28 protein-coding genes are annotated in these 26,307 nt (G+C 65.7%); 12 read left to right on the forward strand and 16 right to left on the reverse strand.

Translation table 11 applies throughout. From position 1 onward, the window contains the following. Positions 1-77: 77 nt before the first annotated feature. From JOF47_RS17395 to JOF47_RS17420, 6 genes are all read right to left on the reverse strand, one after another. Positions 78-1,598, reverse strand: coding sequence for an acyl-CoA synthetase (locus JOF47_RS17395; RefSeq protein WP_210000742.1), 1,521 nt, complete (start codon positions 1,596-1,598; stop codon positions 78-80). 58 nt (positions 1,599-1,656) lie between these two features. Beyond that, positions 1,657-2,646: an ABC transporter substrate-binding protein gene (locus JOF47_RS17400; RefSeq protein ID WP_210000744.1), complete on the reverse strand. Its 990-nt coding sequence runs from the start codon at positions 2,644-2,646 to the stop codon at positions 1,657-1,659. 236 nt (positions 2,647-2,882) lie between these two features. After that, positions 2,883-3,338 carry a MaoC family dehydratase gene (locus JOF47_RS17405; RefSeq protein WP_210000747.1) on the reverse strand — a complete coding sequence of 152 codons (456 nt, stop codon included), beginning with the start codon at positions 3,336-3,338 and terminating at the stop codon, positions 2,883-2,885. 63 nt (positions 3,339-3,401) lie between these two features. After that, on the reverse strand, positions 3,402-4,589 hold the full coding sequence (locus JOF47_RS17410; RefSeq protein ID WP_210000749.1) for an acyl-CoA dehydrogenase family protein: 1,188 nt from the start codon (positions 4,587-4,589) through the stop codon (positions 3,402-3,404). Continuing rightward, entirely contained in the window at positions 4,586-5,479 is an 894-nt protein-coding gene (locus JOF47_RS17415; RefSeq protein ID WP_210000751.1) for an amidohydrolase family protein, read from the reverse strand. Before JOF47_RS17415 ends, JOF47_RS17410 begins: the two co-directional genes overlap by 4 nt. A 13-nt stretch (positions 5,480-5,492) precedes the next feature. Next, positions 5,493-6,419, reverse strand: coding sequence for an SDR family NAD(P)-dependent oxidoreductase (locus JOF47_RS17420; protein ID WP_210000753.1), 927 nt, complete (start codon positions 6,417-6,419; stop codon positions 5,493-5,495). Positions 6,420-6,549: 130 nt separating this feature from the next. On the opposite strand from JOF47_RS17420, the gene JOF47_RS17425 reads away from it, so the two are divergent. Then, complete coding sequence (locus JOF47_RS17425) at positions 6,550-7,017, forward strand: MarR family winged helix-turn-helix transcriptional regulator (RefSeq protein WP_210000755.1); 468 nt, start codon at positions 6,550-6,552, stop codon at positions 7,015-7,017. A 3-nt stretch (positions 7,018-7,020) separates the two neighbouring features. On the opposite strand, the gene JOF47_RS17430 is transcribed toward JOF47_RS17425, so the two are convergent. The 5 genes from JOF47_RS17430 to JOF47_RS17450 all read right to left on the reverse strand — a co-directional run bounded on the left by JOF47_RS17430 (position 7,021) and on the right by JOF47_RS17450 (position 10,929). Further along, a complete protein-coding gene (locus JOF47_RS17430) occupies positions 7,021-7,818 on the reverse strand; it encodes an IclR family transcriptional regulator domain-containing protein (protein WP_210000756.1) in 798 nt (265 codons plus the stop codon). A 111-nt stretch (positions 7,819-7,929) separates the two neighbouring features. Beyond that, positions 7,930-8,601, reverse strand: a complete 672-nt coding sequence (locus JOF47_RS17435) for a CoA-transferase (protein ID WP_210000757.1) — start codon at positions 8,599-8,601, stop codon at positions 7,930-7,932. After that, a complete protein-coding gene (locus tag JOF47_RS17440) occupies positions 8,601-9,272 on the reverse strand; it encodes a 3-oxoacid CoA-transferase subunit A (protein ID WP_210000758.1) in 672 nt (223 codons plus the stop codon). Before JOF47_RS17440 ends, JOF47_RS17435 begins: the two co-directional genes overlap by 1 nt. A gap of 73 nt (positions 9,273-9,345) precedes the next feature. After that, positions 9,346-10,557, reverse strand: a complete 1,212-nt coding sequence (locus JOF47_RS17445; RefSeq protein WP_210000760.1) for a thiolase family protein — start codon at positions 10,555-10,557, stop codon at positions 9,346-9,348. A 162-nt stretch (positions 10,558-10,719) separates the two neighbouring features. Then, positions 10,720-10,929, reverse strand: coding sequence for a hypothetical protein (locus JOF47_RS17450; RefSeq protein WP_210000762.1), 210 nt, complete (start codon positions 10,927-10,929; stop codon positions 10,720-10,722). 26 nt (positions 10,930-10,955) lie between these two features. Here JOF47_RS17450 and JOF47_RS17455 point away from each other — a divergent pair, with 26 nt between their 5' ends. Next, positions 10,956-11,534 (forward strand): CGNR zinc finger domain-containing protein, encoded by a 579-nt coding sequence (locus JOF47_RS17455; RefSeq protein WP_210000764.1) that lies wholly within the window; start codon positions 10,956-10,958, stop codon positions 11,532-11,534. 9 nt (positions 11,535-11,543) lie between these two features. Here JOF47_RS17455 and betT read toward each other — a convergent pair whose 3' ends face one another. Then, the gene (gene betT / locus JOF47_RS17460) at positions 11,544-13,772 is read right to left on the reverse strand and encodes a choline BCCT transporter BetT (RefSeq protein ID WP_210001830.1); all 2,229 of its coding nucleotides are present in this window, start codon (positions 13,770-13,772) and stop codon (positions 11,544-11,546) included. 299 nt (positions 13,773-14,071) lie between these two features. Here betT and JOF47_RS17465 point away from each other — a divergent pair, with 299 nt between their 5' ends. Beyond that, on the forward strand, positions 14,072-14,809 hold the full coding sequence (locus tag JOF47_RS17465; protein WP_210000767.1) for an IclR family transcriptional regulator: 738 nt from the start codon (positions 14,072-14,074) through the stop codon (positions 14,807-14,809). Positions 14,810-14,835: 26 nt separating this feature from the next. On the opposite strand, the gene JOF47_RS17470 is transcribed toward JOF47_RS17465, so the two are convergent. The 3 genes from JOF47_RS17470 to JOF47_RS17480 all read right to left on the reverse strand — a co-directional run bounded on the left by JOF47_RS17470 (position 14,836) and on the right by JOF47_RS17480 (position 18,452). Further along, positions 14,836-16,203, reverse strand: a complete 1,368-nt coding sequence (locus JOF47_RS17470) for an MFS transporter (RefSeq protein WP_210000771.1) — start codon at positions 16,201-16,203, stop codon at positions 14,836-14,838. Between the two features lie 102 nt (positions 16,204-16,305). Beyond that, complete coding sequence (locus JOF47_RS17475) at positions 16,306-17,319, reverse strand: PDR/VanB family oxidoreductase (protein WP_210000774.1); 1,014 nt, start codon at positions 17,317-17,319, stop codon at positions 16,306-16,308. Between the two features lie 38 nt (positions 17,320-17,357). Next, complete coding sequence (locus JOF47_RS17480; protein ID WP_210000777.1) at positions 17,358-18,452, reverse strand: aromatic ring-hydroxylating oxygenase subunit alpha; 1,095 nt, start codon at positions 18,450-18,452, stop codon at positions 17,358-17,360. Positions 18,453-18,629: 177 nt separating this feature from the next. Here JOF47_RS17480 and JOF47_RS17485 point away from each other — a divergent pair, with 177 nt between their 5' ends. Together JOF47_RS17485 and JOF47_RS17490 are read left to right on the forward strand one after the other, a co-directional pair. Further along, a complete protein-coding gene (locus JOF47_RS17485; RefSeq protein WP_210000778.1) occupies positions 18,630-19,211 on the forward strand; it encodes a PadR family transcriptional regulator in 582 nt (193 codons plus the stop codon). Positions 19,212-19,344: 133 nt separating this feature from the next. Continuing rightward, positions 19,345-19,746: a VOC family protein gene (locus JOF47_RS17490; protein ID WP_210000781.1), complete on the forward strand. Its 402-nt coding sequence runs from the start codon at positions 19,345-19,347 to the stop codon at positions 19,744-19,746. A gap of 83 nt (positions 19,747-19,829) precedes the next feature. Here the strand turns inward: JOF47_RS17490 and JOF47_RS17495 are convergent, their stop codons facing one another. After that, positions 19,830-20,330, reverse strand: coding sequence for a DUF3237 domain-containing protein (locus tag JOF47_RS17495; protein ID WP_210000783.1), 501 nt, complete (start codon positions 20,328-20,330; stop codon positions 19,830-19,832). A gap of 141 nt (positions 20,331-20,471) precedes the next feature. On the opposite strand from JOF47_RS17495, the gene JOF47_RS17500 reads away from it, so the two are divergent. The 7 genes from JOF47_RS17500 to JOF47_RS17530 all read left to right on the forward strand — a co-directional run bounded on the left by JOF47_RS17500 (position 20,472) and on the right by JOF47_RS17530 (position 26,244). Continuing rightward, on the forward strand, positions 20,472-21,668 hold the full coding sequence (locus JOF47_RS17500; protein WP_210000784.1) for a 4-hydroxybenzoate 3-monooxygenase: 1,197 nt from the start codon (positions 20,472-20,474) through the stop codon (positions 21,666-21,668). Positions 21,669-21,728: 60 nt separating this feature from the next. Further along, positions 21,729-22,562, forward strand: coding sequence for a protocatechuate 3,4-dioxygenase subunit beta (gene pcaH / locus JOF47_RS17505; RefSeq protein WP_342592830.1), 834 nt, complete (start codon positions 21,729-21,731; stop codon positions 22,560-22,562). Beyond that, entirely contained in the window at positions 22,562-23,170 is a 609-nt protein-coding gene (gene pcaG, locus JOF47_RS17510; protein ID WP_210000788.1) for a protocatechuate 3,4-dioxygenase subunit alpha, read from the forward strand. Before pcaH ends, pcaG begins: the two co-directional genes overlap by 1 nt. A 133-nt stretch (positions 23,171-23,303) precedes the next feature. Then, positions 23,304-24,701, forward strand: a complete 1,398-nt coding sequence (locus tag JOF47_RS17515) for a lyase family protein (protein WP_210000790.1) — start codon at positions 23,304-23,306, stop codon at positions 24,699-24,701. Next, positions 24,698-25,513: an alpha/beta fold hydrolase gene (locus tag JOF47_RS17520; RefSeq protein ID WP_210000792.1), complete on the forward strand. Its 816-nt coding sequence runs from the start codon at positions 24,698-24,700 to the stop codon at positions 25,511-25,513. The genes JOF47_RS17515 and JOF47_RS17520 overlap by 4 nt, the downstream gene beginning before the upstream one ends. After that, the gene (gene pcaC / locus JOF47_RS17525) at positions 25,510-25,908 is read left to right on the forward strand and encodes a 4-carboxymuconolactone decarboxylase (protein WP_210000795.1); all 399 of its coding nucleotides are present in this window, start codon (positions 25,510-25,512) and stop codon (positions 25,906-25,908) included. Before JOF47_RS17520 ends, pcaC begins: the two co-directional genes overlap by 4 nt. 183 nt (positions 25,909-26,091) lie before the next feature. After that, complete coding sequence (locus JOF47_RS17530; RefSeq protein ID WP_210000798.1) at positions 26,092-26,244, forward strand: hypothetical protein; 153 nt, start codon at positions 26,092-26,094, stop codon at positions 26,242-26,244. Positions 26,245-26,307 lie beyond the last annotated feature (63 nt).

The following is a 26,307-nucleotide window of genomic DNA, read 5'->3' on the forward strand; positions in this document are numbered from 1 at the left end:
GGGTTGCCGTCCTTTGGTAGTGGTTGAGCTCTTCTTCGAAACGCAGAGTGTGGTGTGCCGTCGGAGCTTTCGCTTCGTCAGTCGCCGAAGGACTTCCGCAGGTCGGCCTTGCGGATCTTTCCGCTGGCCGTTCGCGGAAGTTCCTCCACGATCCTGACGGTCTTGGGGATCTTGTAGCGGGCCAGACGTCCGTTGAGGTGTTCGATGACCTCTGATTCAGAAACTGCCATGCCCTCGCCCGCAACCACGACGGCGCGGGGAACCTCGCCCCATTTGGGATCCGGGATGCCGATGACGGCGACGGAGGCCACGGAGTTGAGTTCCATGATCGCCTGCTCGACTTCGGCCGGGTAGATGTTCTCGCCCCCGGAAATGATCATGTCCTTGAGCCTGTCCGAAATGAACAGGAACCCGTCTTCGTCCGTGTATCCCAGGTCCCCGGAACGGAACCAGGAGTCCTCGGCGAACGCCTCGGCGCTGGCCTCGGGCCGTTGCCAGTATTCATGAATGACATTGGGGCCGGAGATGAGGATTTCACCGACCTCGCCCTGGCTCAAGGGTTGGCCGGTGGGACCGGCGATCTTGATGTCGGTGAAGAAGTGCGGCAGGCCGGCGGAGCCGATCTTTTCGCGCGAATGCTCAGCCTGCAGGGAAGTGGCGCCGGGTGCTGTTTCGGTCAGGCCGTAGCCGCCGGAGAACCCGAGCCCGCGCTTCTCATAGGCTTCGAGCACGCGCAGGGGAACTGCCGACCCTCCGCAGGTGATCATGCGCAGCGAGGAGATGTCGGTGGTTGGCCAGGCAGGGTGCTCGGCGAGCAGCTGGAAGGTCGTCGGCACCCCGGACAGTGTGGTGATCGAGTGTTTTTCAATCGCCGCAAGCACCGCGGCAGGCTCGAACCGGTCCTGCAGGACCAGAGTGCCGCCCTTGAGCAGCGTCGGCAGGGCTCCCATGCCGAGCGATGCCGCATGGAACATCGGGGCGATCATCAACGCGATGGAGCTGCTGGTGACGTCGTAGTCGACAAGGACGTTGATCGAGTTCCAGGTGAGGTTCCCGTGCGTGAGCACGGCGCCCTTGGGCTGGCCGGTGGTTCCCGAGGTGTAGAGGATGATTGCGGGGTCATCCTGCACCACCTCGACATCTTGGCGTGCGGGGCTTGCCGCCAGGAGCGCCGATTCGTACTCCGAACCCTCCCCCGGCACGTCGCTGACGACCAGAGTGTGCCCAACGGGGCTTCCCGGGAGCGAAGCCGTTGCCTGGGTTTCAAGTGACGCGGGGGCAATGAGTACAACGCTTCCCGAGTCGTTGAGTGCATAGTTCAATTCACGCGGCGCGAGCCGGGTGTTGAGTGGAACGAAGATGGCACCAATACTGCCGCATGCAAAGAGGGTTTCAAGGAATGCGGGGTGGTTGTTGCCGAGGTAGGCAACGCGCGACCCCTTTGTCACTCCCCGATCCGCCAAGGCGTTGGCCAACCTGTCGATACGCACGGCAAGTTCGGCGTAGCTCAGGGACACATCGCGGTCGACGATGGCCACGCGCTCCCGCGATTTGATGCGGCGCTTGTGGATCCAACTACCAAGCCCTTGGTTAAGCATCGGTGCCTTTCTTGTGCGCCGGCCCGCGGGCCGGCGCAACGGTTTCTAGCGTTCTTGACTACTTGATTGTCAGGCCCGCGACGTCGGGGGCCTTGGAGAGGAATGCGAGCTTGGCCGCGAGCTGGCCGAGCGCATCAAGCTGGGTTGCCGGAACGGCTCCGTCCCAGGTTTCCATCTTGAGGTTCTTGGCAACCGTGGCATCCATCTTCATGAAGTCCGGAAGCATTGCCTTCGCGCCGGCCTGGTCGGCCTCGGCAGCGGCCAGGGTCTCGGTCATTGCCGCCTTGAAGTCGGCGACGACCTCGGGCTTTTCCTGGGCGAACTTGCCGCTGGTGAAGCTCACCATGGTCGGAAGGCCCGGAATTGCCTTCTGGTTCGGGTAGCCAACGAGCTTGTTGTCCTTGTTGGCAAGGGCCTTGGAGAGGAAAGGTTCGGGAGCCCATATGGCATCAACATTCTTGCGTTCAAGTTGCGCCTCCATGTCCGGGAAGGGCATTTCGCTGAACTTCAGTGCCGCCGGATCGGCACCATCGATTGCCGCCGACTCCTTGATTGTCAGGTCACCCTGTGTCTTGAGCGCATTGACGGTTGTGGTTTTGCCGGCGAGGTCAGCGAAGGTATTGATGCCTGAATCGGCGCGGACAACCACACCGTTGATGTCATCACCTTCAGCCTTGGAGTTCGAGTAGCCGGTGACGATTTTCATGTCCAGCCCCTTGTCCACGGCGGTGAGCACTGAGAGCGGGTTGCCTACGGCAAAGTTCAAGTCGCCGGTGGAAACCGCCGGAAGCATCGCTGCCCCGGCGGAACTGGTGGTGAATTCAACGTCAAGGCCGTGCTTTTTAAAGATTCCCTTGTCGACTCCGTACTTCACCGCGACCGAAGGGGCGATGGGAAGGACGCCAACGACCACTTTGGTCAGCCCGGCCGAACCGGATGCGCCCGTTTCCGCTGCGGCCTGTCCGGACAGGGATCCACCGCCGCAGCCCGTCAGTGCGAATGCGGCAATTGTTGCCCCGGTGATAATCGCGGTGAATTGCTTCTTCATGATTTCTCCTGAGTGGTTTTGATGCGGCACCGGAGTCATTGCCCCATTCGCCAAGAACTTGTGACCGACGCCACAGGTTTCAATCTAATTGCAATCATTGAAAAAATCAATGGTTCGATTTTTACTGCTTTTAGGACTTGGTGCGGCCGATCCTTGAACCGCCCCACAGGAGAGGCAAAAGGGCACACCAACGTCCGGGGTCGCCCTCTCGGGGCTCCCCGGACGCTGGCCGCAATTTAGGCGTAGAAGCGGTAGATTCCGCGCGAGACGACCGATGGCTTGGTCGCGCCCTCGACCTCGACGACCTGGTCGACGGCGATCTGGTAGCCGCCCCTGACTTCCTCAACCTCGGCGATGGTGGCCTTCATGCGGATGTTGGCGCCCACCGGAACCGGGGCGGGGAAGCGGACCTTCTCCAGTCCGTAGTTAACGCGGGTGGAGACCCCGGTGACATCGAAGAGTTCGGACCAGAAGGCGATCTGCAGGCTCAGCGAAAGGTAGCCGTGGGCGATAGGGCCGCCAAAGGGGCCGTCCTTGGCCTTTTCCGGGTCTGTGTGGATCCACTGGTGGTCATCGGTCGCGTCGGCGAAGGTGTTGATCTGGTCCTGGGTGACCAGGCGGTATTCGCTGTAGCCCAGGTCGGTGCCGGCTGCGTCTGCGAGCTGTTCGTAGGAAAGAACTGTCTGGCCCATGGTGGGACCCTCCTGTGAGTTGTTGGTGCTGGAAAGTGATGAATGAAGTCTTGTGCCTGCCGGTTAGCGGAAGGCGCCGATGCCCGTCACGGCCCGGCCGACGATCAACGCATTGATCTCGTGGGTTCCCTCGTAGGAATAGATCGCCTCGGCATCCGCGTGGAACCGGGCGACGTCGTAGTCGAGCACGATGCCGTTGCCGCCGCAGATCTCTCGCGCAAGCGCCACGGTCTCACGCAGCATCCTTGCGGTGAACATCTTGGCCATGGCCGAACTCTCGTCCTTGTACAGGCCCTGGTCTTGCTGCTCGGTGAGCCGCACGACCATGCCAAGGCAGGCCGTGACGTTCGAAAGCATCTGCGCGAGCTTTTCTTGGATCAGTTGGAAGGACGCCAGGGGCTTGCCGAATTGCTTGCGTTCCGAGACGTACTTCAACGCTGCCTCGTAGGCCCCGGCGGCGGCGCCCGTGGCGATCCAGGCGACGTCCGAACGCATGTTGCGCAGGCAGGCCGCGACGTCCGCGAACGAGTTGATCCGCGCCAGGCGCGCGGAGTCAGGGACCCGCACGTCCGCCAGGTCGATGTCCGCGTTCTGCATGATCCGCAGGCTGGCCTTGCGCTCGATCTTGGACAACGTCACGCCCGGTGCATCGGCCGGCACCAGGAAGCACTTGACCTGGCCGTCGGCCGTGTCGCGGGCGAAGACCGCAAGCACGTCGGCCTGGGCGGCACCGCCGATCCAGCGCTTGGACCCGTTGATGACCCAGGAGCCGCCCCGCTCGTCGTCCTCGAAGGACGCCGAGGTCTCGAGGCCGCCGGCAATGTCCGAGCCGTGCTCGGGCTCGGTCAGCGCGAACACGCCCCTGAGATCGTAGGAGCTGATTTTCGGGTCGAGTGCGGCCGCCTGCTCCTCGCTGCCGCCCAGGTTCACCGTGGTCCTGAAGAGCCCGGACTGCGCGTTGTAGAACGTGGCGACCGAGGCGTCGATGCGGGCCAGTTCGAAGTTCCTGAAGCCGGCAAAGAGTCCACGGACCTTTTCCCCGGCGGCCAGGACCTCGGCCGGTTCCATCAGGTCCAGCCCGACGAGCGGGCCGGTGATCTGTTCGGGGAATTCCCCGCGCTCCCAGTACTCGTTCACGACCGGGCGGACATGCTCGTCCAACGCCGTCCGCAAACGCAGCAGCGCCGCGCGTTCGGCGTCGCTGAGCAGCCCGGCGAAGCCGAGCTGGTCGCTGGGATAGAAGGCGCTCACTGTGCCGTCAATCCCAGGAGACCCGCGGCATTGTCCTTGAGGATCAGCGGGCGAACCTCGTCCTTCAGCGGCAGCTCGGCGAAGGCGCCGAGCCACTTTTCGGGGGTGATCAGCGGGTAGTCGGTGCCGAAGAGCACCTTGCGGGAGAGCACGTTGTTGCTCAGCTTCACCAGCGAGGCGGGGAAGTACTTCGGGCTCCAACCCGAGAGGTCGATGAAGACGTTGGCCTTGTGCGTGGCGATCGAGTTCGCCTCGTCCTGCCACGGCACCGAGGGGTGCGCCATGATGACCACCAGGCCCGGGAAGTCCGCCGCGACGTCGTCAAGCAACAACGGGTTCGAGTAGCGCAGCTTGATGCCGCGCCCGCCGGGAAGCCCCGCGCCCATGCCGTTCTGCCCGGTGTGGAAGATGCACGGCAGGCCGAGTTCCTCCAGCGCCGCCCACAGCGGGTAAAACTCCTCGCTTGAGGGGTCGAAGCCCTGGAGCGAGGGGTGGAACTTGAAGCCGCGCACGCCGAGGTCGTTGGCCTGGCGGCGCGCCTCGGTGATCGCCTCGGGACCTGTGCGCGGGTCGACGGAGCCGAAGGGGATCAACACGTCGTTGTTGCGCGCGGCCCCGGCGACCAGGTCGTCGATCGAGTTCGGCGCATGTCCCAGTGCGGTGCGGGCGTCGACGGTGAACAGCACGGCCGCCATCTTCGCCTCGCGGTAGACCTCTGCGATCCGGTCCACCGACGGGGTGCGCTCGGTGGACTTGAAGTAGGCGGCCGAGGCCTCGAAGAGTTCCTCCGGCATGGCCTTGTGACCGCAGTCGTCGACCTCGAGGTGCACGTGCATGTCGATGGCAGTGATGGCCGCGAGGTCTATCCGCGATTCGTACTTGATGCCCATGATTCCGGCTTTTCTACTTGGCTGCCGGTTCGGGCTGCAGCTCGGCGGGAAGCTCCGGGAAGTTCTCGCCGACCGACTGCAGATTCCCGGCAAACGGGAAGCGTTCCTGCAAGGTTGCGTAGTCCCAGCCACCGTCGTTGAACTCCGACTCGATGGCTTCCGGGTGGCTCCAGAGCTGGAGGCGGTCCCCGCCCGCACCGATGGCCTGGCCGTTGACGTTGCCTGCGGCATCCGAGGCGAGGAAGGCGATCAGGCCGGCAACGTCGTCTGAGGTGCCGAATCCGAGCGTCTTGCGGAAGAAGTCGGGCATTGCCTCGCCGCGCTCTTCGGCCTCGACGGCCTTGGCGAAGTACGGAACGGTCTTGGTCATGGCGGTTGCCGCAACGGGGATGACCGCATTGACGGTGACGCCCGCGCGCTTCATTTCCAGGGCCCAGGTGCGCACCATGCCCACGATGCCGGACTTTGCGGCGGCGTAGTTGGTCTGGCCGAAGTTGCCGCGCTGGCCGGTGGGCGAGCCGATGGCGATGATGCGCCCGGCGATGCCGTTTTCCTTGAAGTAGGCGTAGGCCTCGCGGACGCAGGTGAAGGTTCCGCGCAGGTGCACGTTGATGACCAGGTCGAAGTCCTCGTCGGTCATCTTCAGGATGGACTTGTCGCGCAGCACGCCGGCGTTGGTGACCAGGATGTCGAGGCGGCCGAAGTTCTCAACTGCCGCGGCAACCAATGCCATGGCGGTCTCGGTGGAACCCACCGGGGCGACGACCGCGACGGCCTGGCCGCCTGCTGCGGTGATCGACTCGACGGCCTCGGCGGCGACGCCGGCGTCAACGTCGTTGATGACCACGGCGGCGCCCTGGCGGGCGAGTTCCTGCGCGTAGCTCAGGCCCAGGCCGCGTCCGCTGCCGGTGACAATTGCTACTTTTCCTTCAAGTGACACGTTTACTCCCTCATAGGTTGCTGTTGCCCCCGCGGCCTTGCACATGGGAACCTTGCTTAGATACATAACAACTTAAACTCTTGAAAAAGTCAACGATTAAGTTTCTCACCAATATCCAGGAGATGCCTTCATGCCACCCAAGTCGAGCACCATAGCCAGCGGGATTGAACGGTTCCTGGACTGCGAGCTGGCAGGGGAAATCGAGTTCCTGGCCGCACGCACGCGCTCCCTGGGTTCGGCGCGCGCCAACGGGCTGCTGGAACCGCTGGGCCTGAAGGTCCGCTCGTATTCCGTCCTGTCGCTGGCTTGCAGCGACCTCTCCCCCACCCAGCGCGAGCTGGCGGAGTTCCTGTCACTGGATCCCAGCCAGATCGTGCCGCTGGTCGACCAGCTCGAAAAGGGCGGTTTTGTCCAGCGCCATGCCGATCCCAACGACCGGCGCTCAAAGGTCATCAGCGCAACGCCGGAGGGACACAAGCTCTACAAGAAGGCACGCCTGGAAACGGCCAAGGGCGAATCGATGTCGATGGAGCGCCTAAACAAGGCCGAGCAGGACACCCTGCGCGACCTGCTTTCGCGGATCGCCTTTACGGCCTGAGCCTCAGCGGCTCGCCGCGAGTGCTTCCTGCACCTGGCAGGCGGCTCGCTGGAGCGCGGGGAGCACGGCCTGCGCAGCTTCCTCGGCACTGACCGGGGCCTGCTGGCGCACGCTCATCGAAACGTTCATGGCCGCAGCGATGCTGCCGTCCGCGTTGAACACCGGCACCGCGACCGAACGCAGCCCGATCTCCAGCTCCTGGTCGACGATTGCGTAGCCCCGGGCGCGGATCTTCTCCAGCTCCGCACGCAGGTCGGCGACGTTGTCGATTCCCAGGCCAGTGGCCGAATGCACACCCTCCGCCAGCAGGACGTCAATCACCACGGGGGCCTGGAAGGCCAGCAGCACCCGCCCCATGGAGGTGTTCACGGCAGGGAACCTGGTGCCGACCGAGATCCCCACTCGCATGATCGAGCGGGTGTGCACGCGTGCGATGTAGAGGATGTCGCGCCCGTCAAGGACCGAGGCCGAGGCCGACTCGTGCACCGCGGTGGAGAGGTCCTCAAGCACCGGCTCCATCAGCTGCGGCAGCGTGGCGCTGGAAAGGTAGGAGTAGCCCAGCTGCAGGACCTTGCTGGTGAGCTCGAAGAACTTCCCGTCCCCGCGCACATACCCGAGTTCCTGCAGGGTGAGCAGGAACCGGCGGGCCGTGGCACGCGACAGGCCGGTGCGCTTAGCAACCTCGCTGAGCGTCATCGAGGGATGCTCGGCGTCGAACGAGGTGATCACCTCGAGGCCGCGGGCCAGAGACTGGACGGACGTCGATCCGCCCGCGGCGGTGGTTCCTGCGTCCTGGCTCATGGCGTGCGGCTCCTGGGTGATCGATGGTGAAAGTGCCCCGCAAAGCTTCGGCGGGAAGGCAAAAGAACGGGGACAGGGTGTTGACTGCCCCCATTCTTTCAAACTTACCGGCTACGCCCCGCGCACCAACGCCACGGGCAGGCGCCCGGCGAGCTCCTCGAAGGTGATCCCGTGGACGGAACGCACCGCCACCCTCGAATCCTCCAGCTCGAAGATCGCCGACTCGGTGTAGATGCGCGAGACGCAGCCCAGCCCAGTGACCGGGTAGGACAGGGTCTCGACCAGCTTGGATGCGCCGTCCTTGGAGAACAGGGACATCATGACCCAGGTGGCCTTGGCGCCGATCGCCAGGTCCATGGCACCGCCGACGGCCGGGATGGCGCCGGGCGCGCCGGTGTGCCAATTGGCAAGGTCGCCGGAGCCCGACACCTGGAACGCGCCGAGCACGCAGACATCCAGGTGTCCGCCGCGCATCATCGCGAAGGAGTCCGCGTGGTGGAAGTAGCTGGCGCCGGGCAACTCGGTGACCGGGATCTTGCCGGCGTTGATCAGGTCCCCGTCGATGTCTTCGCCCGTGGCGACCGGGCCCATGCCCAGCATGCCGTTTTCGGTGTGCAGGGTGACGCCCTGTTCAGCGGTGAGGAAGTTGGAGACGTTGGTCGGCTGGCCGATGCCCAGGTTCACGAACGCGCCGGCGGGGATGTCGGCGGCGACCATCGCGGCAAGCTCGTCTCGGGTCAGCGGCGCTTCGGTGGTGGTGAAGGTGGATGTATCGGTGCTCATTAGTTGTTGCCTCCGAGTGCGACGAGGGTGTTGACGTAGATGCCCGGGGTCACCACGACCTCCGGATCGATGCCGCCGACGGGAACGATCTCATCGACCTGCACGATGGCCTGCTTGGCCGCTGCCGCCATGATGGGGCCGAAATTGCGGGCGGTCTTGCGGTAGACAAGGTTGCCGTGGGTGTCCGCGCGCAGGGCCTTGACCAGGGCAAAGTCGGCGTGGATGGGGCTTTCCAGGACGTAGCCGCGCCCGTCGATCACGCGGGTTTCCTTGCCCTCGGCCAGCAGCGTGCCGTAGCCGGTGGGCGTGAAGAAGCCGCCGATGCCTGCGCCCGCGGCGCGGATGCGCTCGGCCAGGTTGCCCTGCGGGACCAGTTCCAGCTCGATTTCCCCGGCGCGGTAGGCCGTATCGAAGTGCCAGGAGTCGGACTGGCGCGGGAAGGAGCAGATGACCTTTTTGACGCGGCGTTCCTTGATCAGCAGCGCGAGGCCGGCGTCGGCCTGGCCGGCGTTGTTGTTCACGACCGTGAGGTCGGTGGCGCCGTTGGCCAGCAGTGCGTCGATGAGTTCCATCGGCTGGCCGGCGTTGCCGAACCCGCCGATCAGGACGGTCGCGCCGTCGTGGATGTTGGCCACTGCCTCTGCGGCCGTGGCGGCGATGCGTGGTGCCATGGTGGTTCTCTCCTAAATTCCTGAAATCTTTTCCTGAGTGCGAATGACCGAGGGTTCAAATCCCTCGGTCCATCTAAGCGGTGGCGTTCGGGTTTTCCAGCACGACGGCCAGGCCCTGGCCGACGCCGATGCAGATCGCCGCGACGCCCCATCGCTGGTTGTTTTCCTGCAGGCGGCGGGCCAGCGTGCCCAGGATGCGCAGGCCGGAGGCACCCAGCGGGTGGCCGATCGAGATCGCGCCGCCCCAGGCGTTGACGATGGCCGGGTCGATGTCCCAGGCGCGGATGCAGGCCAGCGACTGTGCGGCGAAGGCCTCGTTGAGTTCCACGGCAGCCACGTCGGACCAGGCGATGCCGGCCTTGGCCAGCGCCTTGTTGGCCGCCTCGACCGGGGCGAAGCCGAAGAACTGTGGGTCCAGGGCCGAGGAGGCGCGGCCCGCGATGCGGGCCAGCGGTGCGGCCCCCAGCAGTTCGCCGACGTGCTCGGAGCCGATGAAGGCGGCGGAGGCGCCGTCGGACATCGGGGAGGCGTTGCCCGCGGTGACGGTTCCGGTGGATTCCTCGCGGAAGACGGTGCGCAGCCCGGCCAGCGCCTGGGCGGTGGAATCGGGGCGGATGGTCTCGTCCATGGTGACCTCGGCGCCGCGCTTACCGGCCGGGGGCACGGAGACCACGAGGTTTTCGTACTTGCCCTCGACCCAGGCGGCCGCGGCCAGCTGGTGCGAGCGTGCGGAGAACTCGTCCTGGTCCTCGCGGCTGATCTCGTATTTCTCGCGCAGCTGCTCGGTGGCCTCGCCGAGGGAGACGGTCCATTCGCCGGGCATGGCCGGGTTGACCAGGCGCCAGCCCAGGGTGGTGTTTGCCAGTTCCAGGTTGGCCATCGGGAAGGGGCGGTCGGTCTTGGGCAACACCCACGGGGCGCGGCTCATGGATTCGACGCCGCCGACCAGCACCAGCTCCGCGTCCCCGGTGTTGACCTGGCGGGAGGCGGCGATGGCGGCATCCAGCGAGGAACCGCAGAGGCGGTTCATGGTGGTGCCGGGAATCGAGGTGGGCAGGCCCGCCAACAGGGTGGCCATGCGGGCCACGTTGCGGTTTTCCTCGCCCGCGCCGTTGGCGTTGCCAAAGATCGTTTCGTCGATGCGTTCCGGGTCCAGCTGCGGGGCGCGGGCCACGAGTTCGCGGACCACGTGCGCTGCCAGGTCGTCGGGGCGGTGCCCGGAAAGGCTTCCGCCGATCTTGCCAAAGGGCGTGCGGATCGCGTCGTAGAGGTACGCCTGCTGCATGGTGTGGGGACCGACTTTCCGACCAAAATGTTCGCATTGTGAACGCTTGTTCACTAATTGAACTTTATCAGCAGGGGCGCATCGACTTCAAGGGTTTGCCGTCAACTGCCTGCTGGCGCACGTGAAGCGGTCGCCCGTTCAAAGGCCCCTTCTGGACGCCCGCTATCCACCCACAACGAAGCTCACTTCGCTGGGCGGAACCTCGATTGCCCCTTGAATGTCGATGCGGCGGGCGCCGCAATTTCCGGCGCAGCGCACGTACAGCACCCGCCCCTCGGAGGTGTTGTGCGCGGATTCCACCACCCACGCGTGCTCGTGGGCTCGCTGTTCGCAAGCGGCCTGGAAGCCGTTGGTTGTAGTTGTGTGCATCATGCGAACCACTATGCTGTAATGGCCTTATGCACCTCAACCCTTACGGAGAATATGCCGTCCTGCTCGCGGCATCGCTGGCCAATGACATGCCGGAAGGCAGGAGCGGCATCGAGGAACGGGCCCGCACGTTCGGGATGACCATGGACTTCATCCCCACCCCCGAGGACCATGAACTGACCCGCCGGGTCATCGAGGACTGGCTGCGCGTCGTTGACGCCACGGACCCTCAGGAACGAGCGGCCCTGCTCAACCAACAGATGGCAGCGGCCGCGGCCTATCCGCGGCTCGTGGACCACGACGACGAGGGCTGGCATCTGCACTACCGCGACACCAACCAGGGCATGCCCCACGTCTTCCGCGCGATCTTCAGCGTCGGTACCGCCCTGCATCTGACCACCAGGGGAATGCACAGGCTGGGCCGCTGCGCCGCCGGCGAGGACCCCGGCGATCCCTGCCGCGCAGTGGTCGTGGACGTGACCCGCAACGGCCGGCAGCGCTATTGCTCGGTGCGCTGCGCCAACCGCGCGGCCGTCAGGCGGCACCGCGCCCGCACCGGCGCACCCTCGGGAAACGGTCAGAAACCCCAACGTCCGTCGGTGAACTAGTTCGCCGGCCTACGGCTTCTCATCGCCCCCGGCTTCCCCGGGGGCCTCGCGGTTGGGCTTTTCCGGTTCCTTGGGCACCTGCGGGATCATGCCGGTCGTCGGCGGCGGGGGCGTGAGCACCGAGGCCAGGTCTCGCTCGGACGAGTACTGCAGGAAGGACAGGTGGGCCTCGTAGCGGTCCAGCACGTCGTTGATGACCTGCTGCTTGTCCAGGCCCATGAGGTCGTAGCCCTCGGTGCCGGTCTGCGTGAACACCTCCAGCCGGAAGTACACGTCGACCTCGCGGGCCACGGTGCGCGCACCGAAAGCGGGCACCGGCGCCTCGACCGCCGCCACCTGGTAGTGGAAGTTGCGGTGGTCGTGCATGTGGACCAGCAACGTGTTCTCGTCGATGCCGGTCTCCGCATTGGGCTTGGTGGTCAAATCGGCTTGGTAGCCCAGTTGCCTGAACTCGTCCTTGACCTCCACCAGCGCGGGATGGATGACGGTGTCCACGAATTGCGCCACCGCCTTGTTGGACGGGTAGGCACGCAGGTGCGCCAAGCGCTGGCGCCAGGTCTTCTCCGGCGCCGCGCCGCCGTGCGCCGCCACGGTTTTCCGACGCATGACGGTCCCCTCGCGTTCGGCCCGCTCCATCCGCAGCACCTTGGAGAACGAGGCCATGACAAGGTACGCGATGATCGTCACCGGCAGCGCGAAGATCAGCGTCGCGTGTTCCATGGTGGTCACCCCGCCGGCGACCAGCATGGCCACGGTGAGCACCGCGGTGACCAGCGCCCAGAAGATGCGCAGCCACTTGGCCCCGTCCACCGACGGGTCGGGGATCGAGGAGGAGAAGTTGGACATGATCATCGCCCCGGAGTTGGCGCTGGTCAGGTAGAAGAGCAGGCCGGAGAGGGTGGCCAGGCCGATCAGGAACGGGGCGCCGGGGAACATTTCCAGCAGCGCGTACCAGCCGTGCTCGGGGCTCTCGACGGCAAGGTTCGCAAACTCCGTGTTGCCGCCCAGCACCTTCTCCATGGCGCTGTTGCCGAAGATCGAGACGATGAAGAAGTCGCAGAGCACCGGTGCGGTGATCGCGGCAATCACGAACTCGCGCAACGTGCGGCCGCGGGAAATGCGGGCCAGGAAGAGTCCCACAAAGGGCCCCCAGGCCAGCCAGAACGCCCAGAAAAAGAGGGTCCAGCTGGCCATCCAGTCGGCGCCACCCTCCTGGTAGGCGAAGGTCTGCAGGGTGCGTTCGGGCAACGTGAAGACGAAGCGGCCGATGTTCTCCACCATGGCCGTCAGCAGGAAGGAGGTGTGGCCGGTGACGAGGATGTAGAGCATCATGGCCCCGGCCGACCAGAGGTTCAGCTCGGAGATCAGCCGGATGCCCTTGTCCACCCCGGAGGTGCAGGCCGCGATGGTCATGATCACCGCCACCAGCACCAGGGCGATCTGCAGGGCCAGGCCCTCGGGCAGGCCGAAGAGCAGGGAGAACCCGACGTTCAGCAGCACCACGCCGATGCCCATCGAGGTTGCCACGCCGAACACGGTGCCGACCAGCGCGAAGATGTCGATGACGTCTCCGGCAGCCCCGCGCACGCGCTTTCCCAGCAACGGATACAGTGCGGCGCGGATCGACAGCGGCATGCCCCAGCGGTAGGCGAAGTAGCCCATGGCCATGCCCAGCAGCGCGTACATGGCCCAGCCGGCAATGCCGTAGTGGAACATGGTCCATACGACCGCATCCTGGATGGCCGCAGCGGACTGGGGATCCGCCGCGGGCGGGGTGATGTATTGGGTGATGGGACCGGTTACCGAGTAGAACAGCATGTCGATTCCCACGCCGGCGGCAAAGAGCATCGCGACCCAGGTAAAGAGGTTGTATTGCGGTCTCGAGTGGTCGGGGCCCAGCCTGACACTGCCCTCCTTGGAGAACGCGACCCAGAGGACAAAGAGCACCACCAGGGTGACGGTCAAGACGTAGAACCATCCCAGGTTTGTGGAGATCCAGGAGACGGCGGTGCGCATCGATGCCGCCGCACTGTCCGGCACAACGATGGCCCAGATGGAAAACGCGAGGATGATGATCGCGGAGATGATGAAGACGCGCCAGTTGACCTTGGGGCCCGGATACTCGACGAGTTCCGCGGGTCCCTTGCTCAGCTCGGTGCTGGTGACAGGCGGACGGAATTCCTCGGCAACGGGGTCCTTGCGACGCTCGGGGACGCCGAACTTGCTGCGTTCCACCATCGGTTCGGGGCGCTTATTCCCGGCGCCCTGCTTCTTCTCTTGATCGGCCACGTGGTCCTCCCATGCTCCGTGGACCAGGAATGCACCATGCCCGCCAACGAATTCAAGAACATCTGGATCAATCCCAAAGAGCCGAGGCCGAGCGGACCTGTGCATCTGGTTGCCTTTGCGCCCTCATCGTAGGCTTGATGCACGCGGATCAGGAAGGCGCGGAACGGTTACTTTAATCTCCACGGATTTCCCGTCGACGCTCGGTTTTCGACCTCTTTGAGGCACGCCGGTTGCCCTACAGTGGATCCATGGCCAACTCACCGAGCGGGGACTCGATGCTCGACCGCCTCGTGCGGATCCTCGACTCCTTTGATGCGCAAAACCCCACGCTGACCGTCAATTCGCTCGCGCACCGCGCCGACGTCCCGCAGGCCACCGCCTACCGGCTGGTCGACGACTTGGTGGCGCACGGACTATTGGCCCGCGATGCCGATAGGCAGGTCCGCCTGGGCGTGCGCTTGTGGGAGCTGGCCAACCGCAGTGCGCCGACCTTCGACCTTCGCCGGGCCGCCCTGCCCTTCATGGAGGACGTGAACCAGCTGGTGGGGCACAACACCCAGCTGGCGCTGCTGCACGAGGACGAAGTCCTGGTGATCGAGCGGCTGTCGCGGCCCGGCGCGGTGGTCAACCAGGCCAATGTCGCCGGCCGCATGCCGGTGCACCGCACCTCCATGGGACTGGCGCTGCTGGCGTTCTCCCCGGCCGCAACGCTGGAGGGCTTTCTCGAACGGCACGGCGAAACAATGCTCACCACGCACCCGCAGCTGCGCCGCGAATTAGCGGAGATCCGCCGCAACGGCTATGCGACGCTCGACGGATTCATCGACACCGAATCAACCGGCGCGGCCGTTCCGATCCTTGATTCCCGCGGCCACGCGCTGGCGGTGCTGGCCGTGGTGGTTCCGCGCGACGCGGGGATCCTGCCGGCCGCGGTGATGGCGCTGCGCACCGCGGCGCGCGGGATTTCCCGCGCGCTCGGTGCCTGACACAACGACAGTATCCGGGATGCTGGCTATTTGTGGGCGGCTGCTCCCTCAAGCACACCGTTCCCGGTGGCCGCGCCGGCAATGGTCCCCTGGGGCGAGCGCATGAAGGCGACGGCCGCGGCGGCAACCAGCACCACGATGCCCACGCCGAGGTACAGCTGCCCCGCGGTCCAGGCGGCATCAAGCAAGGCGCCCGCCGCCAGCGGGGCCAGGATCGCACCGAAGCGGCCAACTCCGATGGCCCATCCGACGCCGGTTCCGCGATTTTGCGGAGCATAGGAGGCCGGTGCCAGCGTGTAGAGCCCGGCGATGCAGCCGTTGATGAGCATGCCCACCACGATGCCCATGGCAAAGGCGAGGGCCAGGATTCCTGCGACGGATATGAACAGCACCATGGTGATGGAGGAAAGCACCGTGAACACCAGGAGCACCTTGCGTGCCTCCCATTTGGTGGTCAAGGCCCCGAAGAGCAGTGAACCGAAGGTTCCACCCAGGGTCAGCATGAGTCCGCCCACCACGCCTTGGCTTTCGGTCATTCCGGCCGTCACCAGCAGCTTCGGCGTCCAGCTGTTCACGAAGTAGAAGCCGAACATGGTGGCGAAAAAGGCGACCCAGATCAGGGCGGTGGATCGACGGTTCGCCGGCGAGAACAGTGCGGTCAGCTGCTTGCCCTTTGCCGCACCGACTGCCCCGCCAACCGCGGCCTCAGGCAACAGCACGGTGTCCTGGTTCAACCGCAGTCTGCGCACCAGTGCGGCGAGCCGGGCCTCGGCCCGCGCCGGCCGCTTGCTCACCAGGAAGTCAACGGATTCGGGCACGATAGCCAGCAGCAGGAGCAGCGCAATGGTGCTGACAATGCCGCCAAACACGAAGACCGAACGCCACCCGAAGGACGCCTGCAGGGAAACCGCGGCCATGCCGCCCAGCGTGGCACCCACCCCGTATCCGGCGGTGTAGATGCTCACCGCCATGCCTCGCCAGCGCTTGTTGGCGTACTCGCTGGTGATGACGTTGGTGCAGGCCAGGATTCCGCCCACCCCAAGACCCGTGACCACTCGCCACAGTCCGAGTTCCAGCACGGAGTGTGCGGTGGCGGAGAGGAACATGCCCGCCGCAGCGAGCCCCGTGGTGAAAAGCAACATCGGCCGACGGCCAAAGACATCGGCAAAGGGGGCCAGGACCAGGGAACCTGCCGCCATGCCGAAGAGCCCGGCACTGAGCAGCACCCCCAGCTGGGAACCACTGAGCCCGAACTCGGTCGACACCCGGTTGGCGGTGAACGCCATGGCCAGCACGTCGAACCCGTCCAGGGCATTGAGGAAGGTGCAGACTCCGACGACCACCCATTGGAAGGGTGACATGGGTGAGGCGTCTATGCGTTCTCTGATGTTCATGCTGGCGAAACTCCTTGCACTTTTTGGGCGCGACAAATCACCTGCCAACGGCCTCGACGGCCGGACGGGAGAGATGTCTCGAGGTTGCTTGGTGAGGTTTGTTTAGTTGGGTTCGATGGTGATGATTGCCGGTCCGGCTCCGCGGTCGGCGTCGGCCCGGGCGCCGGAAGCGGAGGTGACTGCACGTGAGACGCAGCAGTTCATCTTGGTCGAGAGCCGCTGCTGGCGTTCGCTGTAGAACACGTCGCGGTGGTCGACTGCGCCCTGGAGGTCAAGGATGCGCACCTCGCACAGCCCGCACTCCCCTTTGCGGCAGTCGAACATCATGTCCGCTCCCGCGTCCTCGAGCGCCTCCAGCATGGAGCGGCCCTGCGGGACGGTGACCTCCAAATCCAGTTTGGGGACCCTGACGATGAATTCCTCGGGGTCGTACCAGCCGCTGTTGCCGAAGGTCTCGTAGCGCAGGTTCGGCAGGTCGAGCTCACGCTCAACCCAGTTGCGGCGCACCGCGTCCATGAGCCTGATGGGCCCGCACATGTACAGCTCGGTGCCGGCATCCGCTCGGCCCACCAGCCCGGGAACGCTCAGCGGGGTGCCCTCGGCGTCGACGTGGATCTCGAGCCTGTCCCCGTGCAGGTCGGCGAGCTCGTCAAGGTAGGCCATGGCCTCACGGCTGCGCCCCACGTACACGAGCGTGTAGTCGGCCTTGAGCCGCTTGAGTACCGCGGCCATGTTGGCGATGGCGGTAATGCCAATGCCGCCGGCCAGCAGGATGTAGCGCGGCGCGCCGATCCGCAGCGGGAAGTTCTGCAGCGGCTGGGTGATTTCCAGCCGCTGGCCGGGAACGAGGCCGTGCATGAAGATCGACCCGCCCCTGGAAAGCGGAGCCTTCATCACGCTGATGACCAGGCGGGTTCCGTCCTCGTTGGATTCCACCACGGAGTACGAACGCTTGGCGTCCTCCCCGCCGATGACGACCTTCAGGTCGATGTGTGCCCCGGGTTCGGCCCGTTTCGGCAGGGACGGTTCCAGGATGATGCGAAGGATGCCGTCCGCCACCGGCACGGCCTCGACGACCGTTGCCGATTGCCAGACTTCGATGTTTGTTGCTGCCATGAGTGCTCTTCAGCCTTTCGGGATTGGTCCAGCCGCGCTTAGGCGGAGGTTGCCAGTCGGCCTTCGGAGGCGAGCATGCCCTCGATGATGCGGCGCACCCACATGCCGCCGGAATCGATGTTCAGGTTGTAGAACTCGTAGTCGGGGTTGGCATCGATGGCTGCCTGCTGGGCCATGAGCATTTCCTCGTCCTCGCCGAACACGCCGTGCACACCGTCGCGCAGCTGGGTGGTGATCAGCTGGCTGTCCAGGCAGTAGTTGCGCATGAAGGCCCAGAAATAGTGGGCGGAGCGGTCCGTTTCCGGGGTGATGGTGTTCATGACAAATCCGTTGACGCCCTGGCTGCGGTCGCCCTCCGGTGCGCCGGTTCCGGCCTTGGCCACGCCCACGTCGATGGTGATGGTAGAGGGGGCCTCGAAGTTGATGATCTGCCAGCGGTCGACCTTGCCCTCGAAGCCGGGGAACTTGTCGCGCATGTTCTTCAGCCAGAACGGCGGGGCGTCGATGTTGTGCATCCAGCGCGTGACCGTCACCTTGTTGCCTTCGCGGACGGTGACGAAGTCGGACTCGCTGAGCTCCTCCTGCCCGATCGAGGAGGAATGGACGAATTCCTCGTGGGTCAGGTCCATCAGGTTATCCAGGACCAGCTGGTAGTTGCAGGCCGCATGGATGGTTTGCCCGTCGCCCGCCCACTCGTCGGAGCTCATCTGGTGCATGTCCGGCACCAAGTCCGGGTCGGCCAGCGTCGGATCGCCCATCCAGATCCACACGTAGCGGTAGCGCTCCACGATGGGGAACGAGGGAACCGTGGCACTGGGGTTGATGGTTTCCTGCGCAGGCATGGAGACGCAGCGGCCCGCGGAGTTGTAGACGATGCCGTGGTACGGGCACTGGATCGTGTCCTTTTCCATGGTCTTGCCCATGGACAGCGGTGCCAGTCGGTGCCAACATGCATCGGCCAAGGCAACCGCCTTGCCGTCCTCCGTGCGGTACATGGCCACCGGGCGGTTGGCGATCCGGCGGGACGTCGGCTTGCGGGTCACTTCGTAGTCCCAGGCGGCGACGTACCAGGCGTTCAGCGGATGTGGCAGGACCTTGTTGGTCGTGGAACTGGTGGATGAAACGACAGTCATGGTTTTCCTTCCGGAGCTGTTGCGCCCGCCCCGAGGCAACGACGCGCGGGGACGGTGGACCAGGCGAAAGGCATGTGTCGAGCAACCGCTCAACTACCTATCGACATAGTGAGTTGTGTTGCTCCAGAGTAACTACGGATATAGTGATTGGCAACACGTTTTGAAAGAAAGTCGCCAATGAGTCTCCGCTACGCCCTGCTCGCACTGCTGAACGTCGAGCCCATGACGGGGTACGACTTGTTCAAGGAATTCGAAACGTCGGTGGGGCACGTGTGGCATGCGCCCGACTCGCAGATCTACCCGGAATTGCGGCGCATGGAGGCGGAAGGACTGCTCGAGGGCGAGGAGATCCCTTGGGGCCCGCGCGGGAAAAAACGCCAGTACCACGTCACCGAGGCCGGCCTTTTGGCCTTCAGGAGCTGGATGAACACCACCCTGGATTACGCCCGCATTCGCGAGCCCGCGCACCTCAAGGCCGCATACCTCGAATGGGCGGAGCCGGAGGCCGCGCGCGAGCAGATGCGCGCCCACATCAAGCACCACAGCGGGCTGCTTGAACAGTGGCGTGAAAAAGTGCGGGAAATCGACGAGGGAACCAGCCCCATGCTGGCACGGCGTCTGGCCCACACCCCGGAGGCGGACAGGGAAAAAACCATCGCCTACAAGCGGTTCACCTACGAGGGATTGATCGCGCAGGCGGAGGCCGAAGTCGTCTGGGCGAACCGGGGGCTGACGCTGATCGATAAGCTCAACCAGTAGGCGCGGCGACCCCGGGCGCGGGCGAAAAGGCATCGCGTCGGCCTTGAATTCGGGCGGCGCATGGGGCTCAATGGCGGTGGACCTACTGGCACTTCGCTGGCCCGGTGGACCGACGACGAAGGGATGCACTTCAATGTTGCTGGACGGCATCAACCACATTGCACTGATCTCGAAAGACGTCGCGAAATTAGGCGAGTTCTACCGGACGGTGTTTGACGCGGAGATCGGCCCCACTCGGGGCCACGGCCCCGGCGAAACCATGACAAACATCAAGATCGGGCCGTCGACGGAACTCAACGTATTCGTGATCGAAGGCAACACCGAAACGGACCGGCAGACACCCATGTGGGGTCGCGGCCGCCTCGACCACTTCGGCCTTTCCGCGACTTCCCCCGAGGCGTTCGAGACCATCCGCGCCAGACTCGTCGAAGCCGGAGCCGGCGACGGCACGGTGAACGACTTCGGCCCCGTGCTCAGCATGTTCTTCCGGGATCCGGATGGGCTCGAGGGCGAAGTGCTGATTCCCAAGGGCTGAACCAACACAAAGGACACGGCCGTCCACCATCCCGGGTGAAGGGGAATGACGGAGAGCCGCGTCCTGGCGGAAAGCCGCGTCGACTACGGGCCGACCACGGGGATGACCACCGGCAACATGACCTCGAAAACATCGATGCGCGTGAGGCCCTCAAGCTCCCGCGCGTGCCCGACGAACACCGAGTGGTTCAACCAGTCGAGCCCGGGATCCACTGTCCGGAAGACGGGAGAGGTCATGAAGTACTCGACGTCGGGCCCAGCACCGCTCGCGCCGCGCGGCCGCTGGTTGAGAATGCCGATATTGTGCACGTCGACAAACGCTCCCCCGTCGAGGCGCAGGCCGTAGCGGGCCTCCACCCGGTACGTTTCTTCATCCCTTTGCAGGCACCAGTCGCCGCCCGTCGTCACCGCCCCGGCCAAGTCGCCGCTCACGGTGCCGCCGGTGATCGGAATGAATCCAAGTTCGCCGCCGGCCCTTTCGTCGATCGGGATGTTGTCGGCAACTTCGGCATCGATCCGGAAGGCAAAGCGCAGGGTCGGGGCCGGGACCTCGACCCTCGGGATGTCATAGGTGGAGTGAGTCATACCCAGAACTATGGCCACCCATGGCCGATCAAAATCGTCGATTCTCATTCAATAAGAATCGGGGTGCGTCTGTGATGGCGGGCACCACAGACTGGTTCCAGACTTCCAGTTTTCCCGTCCAGCACGAAGGAACGGCCTGCCATGACCGCTACCCGCACCATCATCAAGACACAGGTCGGCATCGTTGGCGGCGGTCCCGCCGGCCTGATGCTCTCGCACCTGCTCGCCAAGACCGGGATCGAGAACCTGGTCGTGGAAATGCGCGACCACGAGACGATCCGCAACACCCACCGGGCGGGCATCCTCGAGGCCCAGGCCGTGAAGATGCTCGTCGAATCGGGCGTCAACGGCCGCGTGCTCACCCACGGCGACGAGCACGCCGGAATCGACCTGCGATTCAACGGCGAATCGCACCCGCTGGACTTCACCGAACTCGTGGACGCCACCGTCACCCTTTACGCGCAGAACGAGGTCTTCGTCGACCTCGCGGCAGCCCGTGAACTCGACGGCGGCGACGTGCGCTTCTCCGCGGAGGTCACCGAGCTGCTGGATCTGGAGACCGACACCCCGAAGTTCCGCTTCACCGACGCCGAGGGCACCGAGTTCGAGGTGCACTGCGACGTGCTGGTCGGCGCCGACGGCTCGCGCTCCTTCTGCCGCCGGCAGATCCCGGAGACCAACCGCCAGGACTTCAAGATCGAGTACCCGTTCGCCTGGTTCGGCATCCTCACCGAGGCGCCCAAGTCCTCCCCCGAACTCATCTACGCGAACTCCCCGCACGGCTTCGCACTGATCTCCCAGCGCTCCGAGACCGTGCAGCGCATGTACTTCCAGTGCGACCCGAACGAAAATGTCGACGACTGGTCGCAGGACCGCATCTGGACCGAGCTGCAGCGTCGCGTCGACGGGCCCGACAACTTCCAGCTGAAGACCGGGAACATCTTCGACAAGAGCGTGCTGAAGTTCCGCTCGTTCGTGCGCGAACCACTCTCCCACGGCCGTCTCTTCCTGATCGGCGATGCCGGGCACACTGTCCCGCCGACCGGCGCCAAGGGACTGAACCTCGCCTTCGCCGACGTCAAGGTGCTGTTCGAGGCGCTCGACTCGTTCTACGCGACCAAGAACGACACGCTGCTGCACGGCTACTCGGACAAGGCGCTGAAGCGCGTGTGGAAGGCGCAGAACTTCTCCTACTGGATGACCTCGATGCTGCACACCCCGGTGGGCGGCGACCCGTTCATGGCCAAGCGCGCGCTGGGCGAGCTGGAGACCGTGACCTCCTCGCGCTTCGGCCAGCAGTACCTGGCCGAGTCCTACACCGGCTGGCCGCACGGCTAGGCCTCGCCTGCCGTTTTCCCTCCCCACCACACCCTTATGCCACTTCGAAAGGAGCACGACGTGAGCACCGAAACCACCCTGAACGAGTCCTTCAACGATTCGCACGTGCTGGACCCGGCAGCCACCGCGCTGTCGCAGGAAGCGATTTCCGCGGAAATCACCGACATCCACGCCGCCTACCGGCAGTCGGTCGTCGACGGGGCCAAGGCCGCGACGCAGCCGCGCATCGACTTCGCGCCGTACCGCTCGTCCCTGCTGCGCCACCCCACCAAGAACCTGCACCACGTGGATCCCGAGACCATCGAGCTGCACTCCCCCGCCTTCGGCGAGCGCGACGTGCACGCCCTGGAATCGGACCTGACCATCCAGCACAACGGCGAGCCGATCGGCGAGCGCATCGTGGTCCAGGGGCGCGTGCTCGACGGCGACGGCCGCCCCGTGGCCGGCCAGCTGGTCGAGATCTGGCAGGCCAACGCCGCCGGACGCTACATCCACAAGCGCGACCAGCACCCCGCCCCGATCGACCCGAACTTCACCGGCGTGGGCCGGGCGATCACCGGCCCGAACGGCGAGTACCGCTTCACCACCATCAAGCCGGCCCCCTACCCGTGGAAGAACCACCACAACGCGTGGCGCCCGGCGCACATCCACTTCTCGCTCTTCGGCACCGACTTCACCCAGCGCATGATCACCCAGATGTACTTCCCGGGCGACCCGCTGTTCAGCCTGGACCCGATCTACCAGGCGATCACCGACAAGGAGGCGCGCGACCGCCTGGTTGCCACCTACGACCACTCGATCACCAGCCACGAATGGGCCACCGGCTACAACTGGGACATCGTGCTCACCGGATCCAACCGCACCTGGATGGAAGACGAAGAGGGAGACCACTAATGACTGCGACATCCAACGCCGTCGCGGCGAACACCGCGGCCCCGGCGCTGAAGCTCACCCCCACCCCGGGGCAGACCATCGGCCCGTTCTACGGCTACGCGCTGCCCTTTGCGAAGGACAACGAGCTGGTCAGCCAGGCCCGCCCCGGTTCCATCCGGCTGCACGGGGTGGTCACCGACGGCAACGGCACCGTCATCCCCGATGCGCTGCTGGAAATCTGGCAGGCCGACGAGGCCGGCAACGTGGTGTCCAAGGACGGTTCCCTGGTGCGCGACGGCTACACCTTCACCGGTTGGGGCCGCACCGCGGTGGACAACGTCGGGCACTACACGTTCACCACGCTGAACCCCGGCGCCACCGAGGAGGGCAAGGCACCGTTCATCATGCTGACGGTCTTCGCCCGCGGCCTGCTCAACCGCCTGTTCACCCGCATCTACCTGCCGGAGGACACCGCGGCACTGGCGGCCGATCCGCTGCTGGCCTCGCTGCCCGAGGACCGCCGCAGGACGCTGATCGCCACCCGCGAGGAAGACGGCGGATTGCGCTTCGACGTGTCGTTGCAGGGCGAAAACGAAACCGTCTTCCTCGCCTACCCGCGCGAGTCCTAGGCACGCCACCCCCGGTTCCACCGACATGCGCTGCCTCCCCGACGGGGGAGGTAGCGTGGGTTGTGGCTCCGGGGGCTCTGCGGTTAACCGTTTCTCCCCCACAGGTTCTCCCACGGAAGGGCACACCCACCCCATGCAACCGGCCGACTTCGGTCTACTGAACCCCGCCTGGGCGGCAACTCCCGCCGCCACCACCGCCTCCGACGCGGCCTTTGCGCAGGCCATGCTGGACGTCGAGGCCGCGTGGGCGCGCGTCCAGGCCAAGGCAGGGCTCTGCACCGCCGAGGACGCCGCGGCCATCACCGCCGTTGCCCGGGTGGAGCTCTACGACTTGGCCGCCCTGGCCGAGCGCGGACCCGACGGCGCCAACGCCCTGATCCCACTGCTGGGCATGATGCGCAAGCAACTCGCAGCAGAGGGGGCACCCGCGGGCGCCTCCGCCACGCTGCACCGCGGGGCCACCAGCCAAGACATCATCGACAGCGCCCTGCAGCTGATGGCAGCCCGCACCCGCACGATCGTGCTGGCCGATGTCCGCCGCGCCGGAACCGGACTCGCGCGGCTGGCCACCGAGCACGCCATGACCCCGGCCGTCGCACGCTCGCTGACCCAGCACGCGCTGCCCACCACGTTCGGGCTGCGCGCCGCGAACTGGCTGTCGGCACTCACCGCCTCCGCCCGCAACCTGGAGCAGGTCTCCCTGCCACTGCAGTGGGGCGGCGCGGTGGGAACCCTGGCCTCCCTGAAGCAGAAGCTCGGCGAGCTGGACCCGGAAGCAACGGGCGCCGAGCTCGACGACAAGATCCACGCGCTCACCGCAGAACTGGCGGTGGAACTGGGTCTCACGGCACCCCTCGCACCCTGGCACACCAACCGCACCCCGGTGGTGGAACTCGGTTCCACGCTGGCCGCGCTCGTCGCGGCACTCGGTTCCATGGGCGCCGACGTGCTCACGGCCTCCCGCCCCGAGATCGCCGAGGTTTCCGAACCCCGCGAGGAGGGCAAGGGCGGGTCCTCGGCCATGCCGCAGAAGCAGAACCCCGTGCTGTCGGTGCTGCTGCGCAATGCGGCACTGACCGCACCCGCGCACGTTTCCTCGCTCTTCCTGGCAGCGGGCACCGCAGTGGACGAGCGCCCCGACGGCGGCTGGCACACCGAATGGGCAGCCCTGCGCGAACTGCTCCGCCTGGCCGGCGGCGCCGCCGCACACGCGGCGACCCTCATCGAAGGCCTGCAGGTCCACCCGGACGCGCTGGCCCGGAACATGGCGCTGTCCGGCGACCTGCTGGTTTCCGAACGCGTCTCCACGGTGCTGGCCCCGCTGCTGGGCAAGGACCGGGTCCAGTCGCTGGTGCGTTCCTCGCTGGGCACCTGCGAAACCCTGCGCGCCCTGCTGCGCGTCGCGCTGCCCGTCGAGGACTTCTCCGACGCCCAATTGGCTTCGTTGCTTGACCCGCTGGAATACCTGGGTGCAACAGGCAGCATCATCAACCGAATTTGCGCCGACTTCTCGGCCTGGAAGGAATCATGAGCATCCCCGTGCTGACACCGTCCCTCTTCAACTCCGCGCCGCAGCTGCCGACGATGGTCCTGGGCCCCTCGCTGGGCACCGGCTCCCTGGCCCTCTGGGGTCCGGCGGTCCCGTACCTGAAAGAGCACTTCCAGCTCATCGCCTGGGACCTTCCCGGCCACGGGGAAAGCGCCCCGTCAGCCGAAGGCTTCTCCATGGGAGAGCTGGCCGCCGGGGTCATCTCCATGATCGACGCGTTGCGCACCGACGGCGTGATCGTTGACGGCAACGCCCTGTTCTACGCGGGCGTTTCCATCGGCGGCGCCACTGCGCTGCAGCTGGCCGCGGACTTCCCCGGAAGCTTTGCGGGCCTCTCCGTCATCTGCTCCGCCGCCAAGATCGGCACCCCGGAGGGCTGGGCCGAACGCGCGGAACTCGTCGCCAAGGCCGGCACCCCCGTGGTCATGACCGGCTCGGCCGAACGTTGGTTTGCCCCCGGCTTCATCGAGGCCAACCCGGTGGCCTCGACCAACCTGCTGCACAACCTGCAGGACGCGGACCGCTTCTCCTACGCCCACGCCTGCGGCGCACTTGGCAGCTTCGATGTGCGCGAGGCCCTCGGCGGCATGAACGACCCGATCCTGGCCATAGCCGGGGCCCATGACCAGGTGTGCCCGCCGGCCTACGCCGAATTCATCGCCGAACACGCGCCCAATGCGCGCGCTGCCGTCATCGACACCGTTGCGCACCTGGCCCCGGCCGAGGACCCCGCGGCAACCTCCGCGCTGCTCGTTGAATTCTTCGCTTCCGTTTCCCAGGAGAAAATCGCATGACCGAATCACCACGCCTGCCCGGCGACGCCTACGACGCCGGGCTCGAGGTCCGCAAGCAGGTCCTTGGCACCGAGCACGTCGCCCGCGCCACCGCGAACTCCACCGACTTCACCGACGAGTTCCAGGAAATGATCACCCGCTTCGCGTGGGGCACCATCTGGACCCGCGACGGCCTGCCGCGCACCACCCGCAGCGCCATCACGTTGACCGCGCTGATCGCCGGCGGCTACTGGGAAGAACTGGAAATGCACGTCCACGCGGCCCTGCGCAACGGCATGACCGCGGACGAGATCAAGGAAGTCTTCCTGCAGTCCGCCATCTACTGCTCGATTCCGGCGGCCAACACCGCGTTCAAGATCGGCAAGGCCGTGCTGGCCGAATACGAAGGCAAGTAGGCGCCGCACTCCCGTGCGATTTCGGGCCCGGCATCGTTCGATGCCGGGCCCATTTTCGCCAAGAGTGGACCCTCTGGCACCGCGACCGGTGCCAGGCCTAGGCTTAAAACATGCTCCATCCGGACACTTCCCGAAAGCTACCCCGCCCACCCGGGCGGGGAATGACTCGGGAAGGAACATTCAATGGCCCATTCGCCTCATCGTCGCAACCGGGGCTGCGCCCTGTGCAAGCCGCACCAGTGGCGCGGCCAGGGCACGGCCCGCAAATCCCCGTGGCGCGTTAACCGCGCACTCGGACGCAAACGGCGTTGGGACCGCCGCGTGATCGACGACTGACACACAAACACATAATCCAGACGGCCGGTTGGACATCCAACCATTGGATGCCACGCCGGCCGT

This window comes from Paeniglutamicibacter kerguelensis, assembly GCF_017876535.1.
Lineage (GTDB): Bacteria > Actinomycetota > Actinomycetes > Actinomycetales > Micrococcaceae > Paeniglutamicibacter > Paeniglutamicibacter kerguelensis.

Coding starts and splice junctions, on each gene's coding strand:
- JOF47_RS17395 (WP_210000742.1), bottom strand. CDS start 1,598: ATGCTTAACCAAGGGCTTGGTAGTTGGATCCACAAGCGCCGCATCAAA.
- JOF47_RS17400 (WP_210000744.1), bottom strand. CDS start 2,646: ATGAAGAAGCAATTCACCGCGATTATCACCGGGGCAACAATTGCCGCA.
- JOF47_RS17405 (WP_210000747.1), bottom strand. CDS start 3,338: ATGGGCCAGACAGTTCTTTCCTACGAACAGCTCGCAGACGCAGCCGGC.
- JOF47_RS17415 (WP_210000751.1), bottom strand. CDS start 5,479: ATGGGCATCAAGTACGAATCGCGGATAGACCTCGCGGCCATCACTGCC.
- JOF47_RS17425 (WP_210000755.1), top strand. CDS start 6,550: ATGCCACCCAAGTCGAGCACCATAGCCAGCGGGATTGAACGGTTCCTG.
- JOF47_RS17430 (WP_210000756.1), bottom strand. CDS start 7,818: ATGAGCCAGGACGCAGGAACCACCGCCGCGGGCGGATCGACGTCCGTC.
- JOF47_RS17435 (WP_210000757.1), bottom strand. CDS start 8,601: ATGAGCACCGATACATCCACCTTCACCACCACCGAAGCGCCGCTGACC.
- JOF47_RS17440 (WP_210000758.1), bottom strand. CDS start 9,272: ATGGCACCACGCATCGCCGCCACGGCCGCAGAGGCAGTGGCCAACATC.
- JOF47_RS17445 (WP_210000760.1), bottom strand. CDS start 10,557: ATGCAGCAGGCGTACCTCTACGACGCGATCCGCACGCCCTTTGGCAAG.
- JOF47_RS17450 (WP_210000762.1), bottom strand. CDS start 10,929: ATGATGCACACAACTACAACCAACGGCTTCCAGGCCGCTTGCGAACAG.
- JOF47_RS17455 (WP_210000764.1), top strand. CDS start 10,956: ATGCACCTCAACCCTTACGGAGAATATGCCGTCCTGCTCGCGGCATCG.
- betT (WP_210001830.1), bottom strand. CDS start 13,772: ATGGTGGAACGCAGCAAGTTCGGCGTCCCCGAGCGTCGCAAGGACCCC.
- JOF47_RS17465 (WP_210000767.1), top strand. CDS start 14,072: ATGGCCAACTCACCGAGCGGGGACTCGATGCTCGACCGCCTCGTGCGG.
- JOF47_RS17470 (WP_210000771.1), bottom strand. CDS start 16,203: ATGAACATCAGAGAACGCATAGACGCCTCACCCATGTCACCCTTCCAA.
- JOF47_RS17475 (WP_210000774.1), bottom strand. CDS start 17,319: ATGGCAGCAACAAACATCGAAGTCTGGCAATCGGCAACGGTCGTCGAG.
- JOF47_RS17480 (WP_210000777.1), bottom strand. CDS start 18,452: ATGACTGTCGTTTCATCCACCAGTTCCACGACCAACAAGGTCCTGCCA.
- JOF47_RS17485 (WP_210000778.1), top strand. CDS start 18,630: ATGAGTCTCCGCTACGCCCTGCTCGCACTGCTGAACGTCGAGCCCATG.
- JOF47_RS17490 (WP_210000781.1), top strand. CDS start 19,345: ATGTTGCTGGACGGCATCAACCACATTGCACTGATCTCGAAAGACGTC.
- JOF47_RS17495 (WP_210000783.1), bottom strand. CDS start 20,330: ATGACTCACTCCACCTATGACATCCCGAGGGTCGAGGTCCCGGCCCCG.
- JOF47_RS17500 (WP_210000784.1), top strand. CDS start 20,472: ATGACCGCTACCCGCACCATCATCAAGACACAGGTCGGCATCGTTGGC.
- pcaG (WP_210000788.1), top strand. CDS start 22,562: ATGACTGCGACATCCAACGCCGTCGCGGCGAACACCGCGGCCCCGGCG.
- JOF47_RS17515 (WP_210000790.1), top strand. CDS start 23,304: ATGCAACCGGCCGACTTCGGTCTACTGAACCCCGCCTGGGCGGCAACT.
- JOF47_RS17520 (WP_210000792.1), top strand. CDS start 24,698: ATGAGCATCCCCGTGCTGACACCGTCCCTCTTCAACTCCGCGCCGCAG.
- pcaC (WP_210000795.1), top strand. CDS start 25,510: ATGACCGAATCACCACGCCTGCCCGGCGACGCCTACGACGCCGGGCTC.
- JOF47_RS17530 (WP_210000798.1), top strand. CDS start 26,092: ATGGCCCATTCGCCTCATCGTCGCAACCGGGGCTGCGCCCTGTGCAAG.